The sequence below is a fragment of the Psychrobacillus sp. NPDC093180 genome (assembly GCF_044754065.1).
Classification (GTDB): Bacteria; Bacillota; Bacilli; order Bacillales_A; family Planococcaceae; genus Psychrobacillus.
This window is the reverse complement of record NZ_JBIVOJ010000002.1, coordinates 511,811-522,567: the sequence shown is the minus strand read 5'-3', so window position 1 is coordinate 522,567 and position 10,757 is coordinate 511,811. Positions and strand designations below refer to the sequence as shown.

The 10,757-nt window shown below is 36.0% G+C and carries 10 protein-coding genes; 1 reads left to right on the top strand and 9 read right to left on the bottom strand.

The window, feature by feature from the left end; genetic code table 11:
- Positions 1-143: 143 nt before the first annotated feature.
- Both cbpB and ACIP9W_RS05475 read right to left on the bottom strand, forming a co-directional pair.
- The gene (gene cbpB, locus ACIP9W_RS05480) at positions 144-596 is read right to left on the bottom strand and encodes a cyclic-di-AMP-binding protein CbpB (RefSeq protein ID WP_142537563.1); all 453 of its coding nucleotides are present in this window, start codon (positions 594-596) and stop codon (positions 144-146) included.
- A 1,162-nt stretch (positions 597-1,758) separates the two neighbouring features.
- Positions 1,759-3,816 carry an EAL domain-containing protein gene (locus ACIP9W_RS05475; RefSeq protein ID WP_400786851.1) on the bottom strand — a complete coding sequence of 686 codons (2,058 nt, stop codon included), beginning with the start codon at positions 3,814-3,816 and terminating at the stop codon, positions 1,759-1,761.
- 179 nt (positions 3,817-3,995) lie between these two features.
- Here ACIP9W_RS05475 and ACIP9W_RS05470 point away from each other — a divergent pair, with 179 nt between their 5' ends.
- Positions 3,996-4,463 (top strand): YkyB family protein, encoded by a 468-nt coding sequence (locus ACIP9W_RS05470; protein ID WP_282245932.1) that lies wholly within the window; start codon positions 3,996-3,998, stop codon positions 4,461-4,463.
- 505 nt (positions 4,464-4,968) lie between these two features.
- On the opposite strand, the gene ACIP9W_RS05465 is transcribed toward ACIP9W_RS05470, so the two are convergent.
- The 7 genes from ACIP9W_RS05465 to ACIP9W_RS05435 form a co-directional block, all read right to left on the bottom strand.
- Positions 4,969-5,874: a chemotaxis protein gene (locus ACIP9W_RS05465; protein ID WP_400786848.1), complete on the bottom strand. Its 906-nt coding sequence runs from the start codon at positions 5,872-5,874 to the stop codon at positions 4,969-4,971.
- Between the two features lie 68 nt (positions 5,875-5,942).
- On the bottom strand, positions 5,943-6,812 hold the full coding sequence (locus ACIP9W_RS05460) for an NAD(P)-dependent oxidoreductase (protein ID WP_400786846.1): 870 nt from the start codon (positions 6,810-6,812) through the stop codon (positions 5,943-5,945).
- 142 nt (positions 6,813-6,954) lie between these two features.
- On the bottom strand, positions 6,955-8,196 hold the full coding sequence (locus tag ACIP9W_RS05455; protein WP_400786843.1) for a hypothetical protein: 1,242 nt from the start codon (positions 8,194-8,196) through the stop codon (positions 6,955-6,957).
- On the bottom strand, positions 8,196-9,350 hold the full coding sequence (locus ACIP9W_RS05450) for a DUF58 domain-containing protein (protein ID WP_400786840.1): 1,155 nt from the start codon (positions 9,348-9,350) through the stop codon (positions 8,196-8,198). The genes ACIP9W_RS05455 and ACIP9W_RS05450 overlap by 1 nt, the downstream gene beginning before the upstream one ends.
- Positions 9,347-10,285, bottom strand: coding sequence for an AAA family ATPase (locus tag ACIP9W_RS05445; protein WP_400786838.1), 939 nt, complete (start codon positions 10,283-10,285; stop codon positions 9,347-9,349). The genes ACIP9W_RS05450 and ACIP9W_RS05445 overlap by 4 nt, the downstream gene beginning before the upstream one ends.
- 21 nt (positions 10,286-10,306) lie before the next feature.
- Positions 10,307-10,462: an aspartyl-phosphate phosphatase Spo0E family protein gene (locus tag ACIP9W_RS05440; protein WP_282245946.1), complete on the bottom strand. Its 156-nt coding sequence runs from the start codon at positions 10,460-10,462 to the stop codon at positions 10,307-10,309.
- 68 nt (positions 10,463-10,530) lie between these two features.
- A complete protein-coding gene (locus tag ACIP9W_RS05435) occupies positions 10,531-10,719 on the bottom strand; it encodes a hypothetical protein (protein WP_282245948.1) in 189 nt (62 codons plus the stop codon).
- Between the last annotated feature and the right edge of the window lie 38 nt (positions 10,720-10,757).

Below are 10,757 nucleotides of genomic sequence, written 5' to 3'. Positions count from 1 at the left end.
ATCTCGCGATACCCGCACTACCAGTCAGCTATACACTTCCGCCACTACGGCATGTTAGGGACTTTCACCCGTTAGAGAAAAGCGCTGCCAAGCGCACAAAAGAAGGCCCTTCATTATAAGAGGCCTTCACTACTTTTACATAATTATACTTGAGTTTCTTGTGTTTGGTATAAATACTTTTTCATTTGTTTTAAGATGACTCTTCTTGTTAAGATCCCTAAAAAAGTTCGCTCGTCATCTATTACGCATATATAAGGATTATTCACTAACAAATCTAATCCTTTTTGAAATTTTTCTTTTATGTGAATAACCGCTACGTCTGTTTTCATTATATCGTCAACTTTTAGTTCAGGTAATCGTTCATATTCAATATGTTCAAGTCCTAAAATTTCATCGGTGATTTGTTGTGAGCTTATTAATCCATGTAGTCTGTATTTCACGTCTAGAACTGGTATAGAAGAATACCCAGTTTTAGTTAATACTAATAATGCATGTTCTGCGTTATTACCTAGTTGTACATGTGCTACTTTTTCTGCTGAAATAATATATTCCTCTATTGGAATTTGTAAAAAATCTTTACTGTTTGCGACTATCATAGCATTCTACTCCTTTGTCTGTTTTCGTTTTAAGAAAACATACCCTATGAAACTATGATAGCATATGAATGGATAAAAAAACTATGGAATCGCTTACATTTATTTTTTATTTTTTGTGTGAAATGACTAGACATTTCATATCAGCCATTCTTTTCAATGTACTAAAAAATTCTGATTATCAAAATGGATTAGTAAAACAATACTGTGGCATTCCACTGATGTCACTGCTGGTAATGAAGATCAATGTAACTTGATGACTATGATTTCTGTAACTAGGTTCTAACCGCTTTTTTCGCAGTCTAGGGAAACAGTGACTTAGTAAGTTTGAAGGAATTGACCGCTGGGATTTAGCACGGTGGCTCATCGCTTTCCGCGGGCGAGTGACGAGCCGCTTCGTCGCGAGCGACTGCAGGGTCTCGCCTGTCTCGCTTTCCCACAGGAGTCTCGCGCCGCCGCACTAAATCCCTCCAATAAAGTAGTGACAGAATAAGTATATCCAATAAATGGCTAAGGGCAATCAAAAAATCTCGAAAGCAACTAACTCTAGTCTAAGAGCAATCAAACGAATGTTAAGAGCAACAAGTTGCAGTCTTACAGCAACCAAATGACCCCTGAGAGCAACCAATTTTCCTAAAACAAGTTAACTTGGAGTGAGATGGCAATAATAATAGAGCACTAACGGTGATTATTTTCCATAAGGCTTCCACTTGCTAACTTTGTCGCGTTCAGTGGTAGCTTTGTCGTTTTCGAAATAAGTTTTGTCGTGTTTCATAGTGGATATTGTCTCACTCAACTATTTAGTGGTAATGACGGATTCTGATAAGTAAGCAATTACCATTGATTTTCGCTTCAGGCGTCGACTCCTGCCGAGGCCAACAGGATGTTGGTTTCTAAGGCGTTGCCACACGATGTGGCGTTCTTTAGCCTTTGTTCCTCCGCCTGAGCAAAATGAGCCATTCCAACGACGCCCAAAGCGGAGGGGATGGCTCATCGCTCACCCCACGGAAAGCGTCCGAATGTAGCGAAAATCACGGTGGACACCTAATAAAGCTTTACCGCACAGTTTCCCTATACTCCAAGTAACAAAAGCATCAACTACTTGTCATTTGGTAAAAGCTAAGCTTCCTAAAACACAAAAAAAACCGTAAATTTAAAGTACAATTTACGGTTGGGTAGTTGTCATATAGGATTGGTTAATGTCATCTATCGGTACTGGACGACTAAAAAAGTAACCTTGAGCTTTTTGGCAATTGGCCGATTTTAATATTTCGACCTGTTGGTCCTTCTCTACGCCTTCTGCTATAACCTCCATACCTAAACTATGGGCTAGTTGGATGATTGTCGTGGCGATAGCCGCATTTTTTTCATCCAGCTCCATATCCTTTATAAACGACTGATCAATTTTAATAATGTCGATAGGATACTTTTTTAAATAGCTAAGGGAAGAATAACCTGTTCCAAAGTCATCTATCGAAATAACGACTCCAATATCCTTTAATTCTTTTAGCATGGCAAAAGTATCTTGCATATCTGTCATAGCACTTTCGGTAATTTCTACCTCTAATGAATCTGGAGTAATCCCATGTTTATCTATTTTTTCACGAATTTTAATCGCAAAATTTTCTTGTTTAAATTGTTTAGGTGAAATATTAACAGCAATCCGCACTGGACGATAACCCTTTTGCTGCCAGTATTCTAATTGCTTACATACTTCATCTAAAACCCAATCGCCAATTTGCATAATTATCCCTGACTCTTCAGCAAGCGGGATAAAATTCATCGGTGACACATAGCCAAATTTTCGATTATTCCAGCGTAACAATGCTTCAAAGGAGTTGATCTCTCCAGTAGCTAAATTTACTTGTGGCTGATAATGTATGGACAATTCTTCTTTTTCAATAGCTCTTCTTAAATGAGATTCCATTAAAGCTTCATTTGGAAACGATAAATTCATCTGTTCCTGAAAATAACGGAAATGTGCCCTTCCTCTATCTTTTGCCACAAACAAAGCTTGATCTGCTTTAATAAGCAATTCATCTAAATTCTTTCCATCAATCGGATACATAGAAATACCGATAGAAGCAGTCACAAAATATTCTTGATGATCTAGATAAATGGGTTTGGACAATTCACTCAATAGATTTTCAGCAAAACTACTTGTCTCTTCACGGCTTTTATCTTTCAAAATAAATACAAACTCATCGCCACTTTGTCGATACAGGTTAGATGATTTATTAATAAAAAGACTTAATCTATCTGCTATTTTCTTTAGTAAATCATCGCCATGATTATAGCCAAGTGATTCATTTATCAGTTTAAAACGATCCAAATCAATTCGCATAATAGCTATTTGAGTTTTTTTATTAATAGCGTCGATTAAATTATCACGCAAATGCTCTTTTAACGCACGTCGATTCCATAAGCCAGTTAAATGATCATGATATGCCAAATAATATAATTGATCTTTATCATTTGCACTTATTGACAGATCTCTTAGCACTAGATGAAATTCTTTTACATTCCCTTGGTCGTGAATAGGAATTGCTTTTAAGTATACGTTTACATAATGACCGTTCACATGCTTAAAAGAACATTTTTGCAATTCAGTTGGATAGCCACTCAATGTTTGCTTGATCATAAGCTGAAAATTACTTAGCGAATTACTCTCGATAAATTGTTCAATCGGTTGATACAGAAGTTTATCTAGGTCGTATCCTAACACCTTTCGTGTAACGGCGTTTGCATATTGAATTATTCCTCTTTCATTTATTAAAAAAACGGAATCGGTATTATGATTTAACAGGGACAAATATTTTTCCTTTATATCTACTAAGGCTTGATTTTCAACTAAATCACTTTTATTATCGTGCATTGTTAATCCATAAAATGTTTTATCTTTATTTTGTAAGGAACAAATAGAAATACCTACTGAATATAATTGATTTTGCAATGTAAGGTTCAAACTAGTATGTAGAGTCTTTTTCTCGATTTCCAAGCTATTTAATAGTACATGTAACTGAGTCCACACTTCTGCTGAAAAAAAATGTTGTGGTTCGCTACTTGTATTTTCAAAAAAGCTTGCTGCAGCGTGATTAACATAGATTACAGATAATTTTTTTTCGCTTTGTCTTTCTAATAAAATAAAAGGTAGTGGATTTTCATCCATTAGATCACCTATATAATGATTCATCATAAGTTTTGGTTTTACTGAGTTGTCCATGGAATCCTCCAATTTGAATCATAACTAGCTAGAATGAAACAGTTCTTCACCTTATATTATCGACATTATTGAGCATATCTTTAGTCCAGCACCAAATATTGCTTTTTTAATTTGTGTATACAATTTAATTGGAAATTGGTATGATATACTAAATATAAAATATATTGAGGGAGGATCTTATGACAACCAGCACAGAAGATGAACGAATAGCGACAGCAATTTATACAGTCAATCGCCATGCCAAAACTGCCATTGATAAAAAGCCGTTATACCTGTTAAAAAAACTAGCTATTGATAAAATGCTGGAAGAAGACAGAGCACAAAAGATGGGTCTACATTTTGTTCGAAATCCAAGGAATAGCCAACAGCAATCCTCCGTATTAATTCAATGTGCAGACTACTACTTTCATATGATCCCAACAAAAGAGGACTTTAAACAATTGCCGCATCTTGGACATCTAGATGATACTTATAGAAATCCTATAAGGAAGATGAATTTAAAAATGGCAAAACAAGTACTTACTGATTACATTGGACCTCAATCTACGTTGAAGAATCCCTCTAATCAACCTACATTATGCACGCAATCATATGCAAGACAAACCAATCGAAGAAAACAAACAATGAAATCATACTTAGATTCTTAATGTTCTATGTGTCCAAAAGACATAATTAAATATACAGTGAAACTCAATCAGTGGAGGTTTTTCGACGCACAGGACGTGCTAGTGGGGACGTCGCGCTTTTAGTCCCCGTCATCCCCACTGATTGTTAGTTGTGACCCACACGATGTGGGTCACACAGACGTTGCAAACGCTCTTTTATTTTGCGACGAGCTTTGCGCAGGAGCAACACGATGTTGCGTACTTAGTCTGGGATCATTTCATCGGGCTTTTACGGGATAAAACAAGTCACTAGCTATATGATGCTTAAATGTATACGGAATGCTTTAGACAGAAAGAATTCTACACCATTCCCGTAACTTCTTAATGCGAAAGAGATGCGATAAACCCACAACTCTTTCGCATTTTTTGGTCCCTATGAAATTCAGTGTTGCTCCAACTAGCTCTGTCCCTCTCTATACTACTTTCAATTAACCAAAAAAAGACGCTTCCTGCTTATCCAACAGGAGGCGTCTTATCTTATATAGATTTATAAAATATATTGATCTATCTTTAAAACTAATTCTGCAATTTCCGGTTTACTAATTTGATCTTCTGCCCCTACTTGATCGCCTTTATGACGAAGGTCATCGGTTATGAGGCTCGAGAAAATGAGGACTGGAAGTTTAGCTAAATTTCTATTTTCTTTTATTTTGCGAGTTAATGCATGTCCATCCATTTGGGGCATTTCAATATCTGTCACCACTATTTGCACTTGTTCCGCGATATTGGAAGACTCTTTTTCTAAGCTTTCTAAGTAGGCTAATGCATCTTTTCCGTTTTCAAAAAAATCTAGGTTAACATAGCCCGCTTCATGCAATGTGTCATGTAATAGCTTGCGAAGTAATGGTGAATCCTCTGCAATAACGATTTTTTTATTGGAACGCTCTCGTTCGCCAAGCTTTTTGACTGATTCAATACTTATCCCTGATCCTGGACTTATGTCTACAATTATCCGCTCGTAATCTAGTAATAGAACCATTTCATCTCCGCGTTTAATGACTCCGATGACATGAGAAGTACCACCTTGATAAATATCACTTGGCTTTTCAATTTGCTCCCAAGAGATTCGGTGAATTTGCGTCACATTATCCACATGGAATACTACTCGTTGCTTGTTAAATTCAGTTACTATATATTTTTCTTGGTCCTTTTTGTTTAATTCCGGGAGACCAAGCACCTTAGCCATGCTTACTACAGGCAGCACTTCTCCTCGTAATTGTACAATTCCCTCCACATGTGGATGTGCATGCGGGATAAATGTAACCGGAATTGGTTGTATTATTTCTTTTACTTTAATAACATTAATTCCGAATTTGCTAGAGCCAACTTGAAATTCTACTATTTCTAGCTCATTCGTACCGCTTTCTAGCAATATTCCTTTATGATCATTCATATGATTCGTCCTCTCTATTAACACTACTATAGATCGATTGTATCATAAAGTAGTTAATAGTTCCTATTTCATTCGTACGATTTTATAAGTGCTTGTGTCCCATTTTCTTCATAGCCTTTTGCAACAAGTTCGTCATACATAGATTTTGCAAGTTGTAGACCTGGAAGTTGTAAATTCATTTTTTCTGCTTCTTCTAACGCTATTTTCATATCTTTTACAAAATGTTTAATATAGAAACCAGGTTCGAAATTACCTGCTATCATGCGAGGCGCCAAATTGCTTAAAGACCAAGAACCAGCTGCACCAGTTGAAATAGAAAGTAACACTTGTTCTAAATCGAGTCCAGCTTTTTGACCGTAAGCTAATGCTTCACAAACCCCTATCATTCCAGTTGCAATCGTTATTTGGTTACACATTTTTGTGTGCTGTCCCGCCCCTGCGGCACCTTGATATAAAATCGTTTCTCCAAAAAGGTTTAGTATAGGCAAAACTTTCTCAAAAGTTTCTTTCTCTCCACCACACATAATCGATAATTTCCCTAATTGTGCCCCAATATCTCCTCCGGAAACCGGTGCATCAAGGGCATGCATTCCTTTTTCTCTTGCAGTCACATCTATTTTTTGAGCGAGAGTTGGAGTAGATGTCGTCAAATCGATGATCACTAAATTTCTATTGTCCGCAGCAAAAATGCCTTCTTCTCCAAAATATATCTCTTCCACATCATGCGGATACCCTACCATTGTAAATACTAATTGCGTATTACTTGCTACGTCACTCGCACGCTCCACCCAAGAAGCTCCAAGTGAAATAAGTTCATTTGCTTTTTCCTTTGTTCTCGTATAAATAACTACTTCATGGCCAGCATTTAGTAAATGCTTAACCAAGCTTTTCCCCATTACACCCGTACCGATAAATCCAGTTTTTAATTTTTCTCCCATGTCATTACCCCCAAATCATATTTTCATACCTCTAGTGTACCAAAAAAAGAGGACCATCCAAATAGCTTTTGGATGATCCTTTAAAAAGGGGGAAATGAGAATGTTGCTGTGTTCTTTATTACTATGCCCGTTTCTCCATTTATTAAACATCTTTTTTAAAAAATTTTTCTTTTTTTATCGATTCTAAGTTTTCAACGAACAAAGCTGCCTTTTCAGAGCTAATTGTCTTGCTACCATATCTTATTTCTTCGTAAGTTTGAAAAAATGTGGTATCTACTTTCCATTGTTGACCTTCAAACCACTCTCTAACAGTTTCGCTTTTATTTCTAATATAGTCATGTGCATGTGCTTCTATTTCAAACTGTGCGTATTTCTCTCGTAAAAAAGAAGTTTCTACTTGATATAAAGAGCTATGATGCGTTGTTTCTTTATCTTCTGCATCATTTATTTGTTTATTTTCATACTGTATATTTTGTAACTCTGCATTTAAATGCATTTGTTTATTTTTTAATAAATATCGAATAACAAAGAGAATTGCAACAATAGTTAATCCAATAAAAATCCATTCAAATGGAAAATTTATAAGCGATTCTTTCGTTGTAAGCTCCTTTTGCTCTATTTCTGCTAGCACCTCAGCTGGTATCCGTATGCTCTCTTTTTCCTCTTGTACTGGTAATCCTTTAATAAAATTTTCTAAATATCCTATTAAAGGGGCAAAAGGAATGAGTGCCACACGGATAACCATCTCAAATAACTGATCGACTACTTTCCGAAAAAATGGCACTAAAAGATAAATCACAGCGGATAGACTGAAAACGCCAAACATGCTAAGCAGGTAAATGCTAAATAGTTTCGTTTTTTTTATAATATTTTGAGAGTTTGCGTTCATAGAAATAGCGAATAATCGAACACCAACAAAAAGCGCTACTCCGATGAGAAACACTGCGTAGAGGAGAAATTGGTATCCCTCGTAGCCTAAAAGAAAACTGACAAAGTGGACTCCTAAAAAAGTAAAAAAATAATAAAGTGTAAATGGACTATCCATTGTTTGTTCCTCTTGTCGCGTATTAAATCTTACATGTATGCGCCATGCGGAAAAAACAATACTTCCTAAAAATAGCCATATGGAAGAATTAAATAAAAACAAAGGTAATAGAATAAAAAAAGGAATAACAAAAGGGAAGATCCTATTCGGACCAGTTTTTCCGAAAGCGAATAAGCTAACTATTGCGACAATTAATTGCAGTAAAATCCATATAAGAGGTAAATCTACCGTCGTTTCATTTTGTATCAATACAAACAGTAATGCTACAAACCAAGTATCTCGCAAATAGTTTCCAAATGATTGGGCTTGAATCTTAATAGTAAAGGGTGAATTATGCATTATAAGACTCCCTCCGAAATGATACCGGTTTCATATAAAACGTTTGTACGCTTTTCTAAACGGTTTAGTAAGGGCAAATACTTTTCTACATGATGTGTCATAACATATACTGTTACGGGTAACTCTACATTTGTATCTATATAGGCAAGAACCTTTTCAAAAGGTATTAAATTATCTGCCCGAGACAAAATAGCAAGAAGTTCTAATGCTTGCTTTCGATGAATATCTCCACTACCTAAAGGCAAATAAACTAAAGGAAATTTACCATATGTTCTTACATTAATTGCAAAAGAATAAGGGATATCATTTTTATAGCATTCCTCTAATCGAGAAGCCAGCCACTCAATTTTTTCTTCATAATCTATCACTACCCCATGTCTCTTCTTCACATTTACAATAAATAAAATAGAGACATTTGCTACTTTAGTAAATATTTTAGTTTGGAGCTGTTGCGATTTAGCGCTAGCCTTCCAGTGTATATGATGGAATTGGTCTCCTGGTGTGTACTCTCTTGTACCTATCGGAAAAAAGGGATCTTCATATAAGGATGAATTCAATTCCAAAAAGCCTTCTTTTAACTTAGAGGGGGTAAGCTCTTCATTTACTTTATGAATTTGCGGATATACTATTGCATCCGTTAAGATCATCGGTTTAAATTCGAGCGTAACGGATCCATCTGTAAATGGATGCGGGATTTGAATTTCCAATTGTTTGATCTTAGCAAGTCCTCTATGAACTCCCTCAATTGGAATCTTAACAGTTACTTGCTTCTTAAAACCAATAGAAAAGGGCAATTTTACTTCGTGAAAACCAGCTGTAGTTCTATGCTCGATTCCATTTGGAGCTATACTAGTTTGGAAAGATATTAAAAGAGTTGCATTCCAGATAGGTAGCCCTTTGTTTTGGAAAGTGAGTACCAAATTAGATGTTGTATGCTTCAGTAAACGTACTCTCTTTTTTTCATTGACTAGTTCTAGCTTTTCGCCAACATGCCGGTAATAATACAAATTTAACCAATCAATAATTAGTAAGAATGAAAAAACAGCAAAAAGTATATATTGCTTAAACAAGAAACTAGCTATTAAGACAACAGTTAAAATTTGGACATAGTTTTTTGTATTATTCGTTCCAAAATCCCTTCGAAGCCAGTTCATCGACTATTTGCCTCAACAGGTGCTTCAATTGTCTTTAAAAGTTCTTTCATCACTTCTGCAATGTCATGAATTAACATTCCTTCTGTGGATAGTTTCATTCGGTGTAGACATACAGGCTCTATTACGCTCTTAACGTCATCCGGAATAACGTACATCCGACCTTTCATAAATGCACTTGCTTTAGCTGCCTGAAGAAGCGCCAGTGATGCTCGGCTGCTTAGACCGAGTTCTATGTACGGATGATTTCTAGTGCTATGTACAATTTGAATTATATAAGTCAAAATGTCATCATGCACGGCTACCTCTTTGACCTGTTCCGACCATTTTCCAATTTGCTCTAGCGTAACGACCTTTTGCAAGTGTACTTCTCCCGGTGATCGTCCAAATTGCTGTAAAATCATTTTTTCCTCTGCAATTGTTGGATAACCAATCGATAACTTAAATAAAAAACGGTCTAATTGAGCAGCAGGCAGTGGAAATGTTCCTTGCTGAGATTCTACGGGATTTTGAGTAGCAATGACCATAAAAGGTGACGGCAGTTTAATCGTCTCCCCATCAATCGATACTTGTTTTTCTTCCATCGCTTCTAGTAGGCTAGACTGCGTCCTTGGAGTTGCACGATTAATTTCGTCAGCAAGCAGTATATTACTCATAACCGGTCCTACTCGAAGGACAAACGATTGTTGCTGCGGATGAAAAAAACTAATGCCAGTTACATCAGAAGGCAATACATCCGGTGTAAATTGTAATCGTTTGAACTCCCCTTGTATTGCCTCCGCAAAAGCTTTTGCCATCATTGTTTTTCCTGAACCAGGCACACTTTCTAAAAGAACATGCCCCTCGAGTAATAACCCCATAAGCATGAAGTCAATTTCCTTTTCTCTACCAACAATCGCTTTATTCAATTCTTGTTGTAATAGCTTTATATTTTGCATCCACATTTCTCCCTAAGTGAGCTATTTTAGTTTTTCTTCTGTTTCATATTCATTTAGTAGTTTATCGAGCTTTTCACTAAGTTCAATCGTTTCTTTGTGGGAAACTCCTTTTTCCAAAGCGACTTGTATCATTTTTTCTCTTGTAAACTCTACTTTTTTTAAAATTGTCTCTACCATCCTTAAGTACCCCTTTACAAAACATATATTTTTTTACAATATACCTTTTGTTTATTAAATCTAAACCTTTAGCTTCTAGCGACCTGTAAATACGTATAAATTATCTTCCCGCCTTGCTTTGCCTCCCCAGAAAAATGTTTGAAGTCCTCTCTTTTGACTAATACTTCTCGAAATGCTAAATAGTCCTCTTTGGAGATTTCTAACGTGTCGATGTCACCGCTTTGTAACATATTCAATTTTTCCTCGTATGAATGCATATAAACCGTTCCTTTCTGATGTCAAATCGTGTATACTT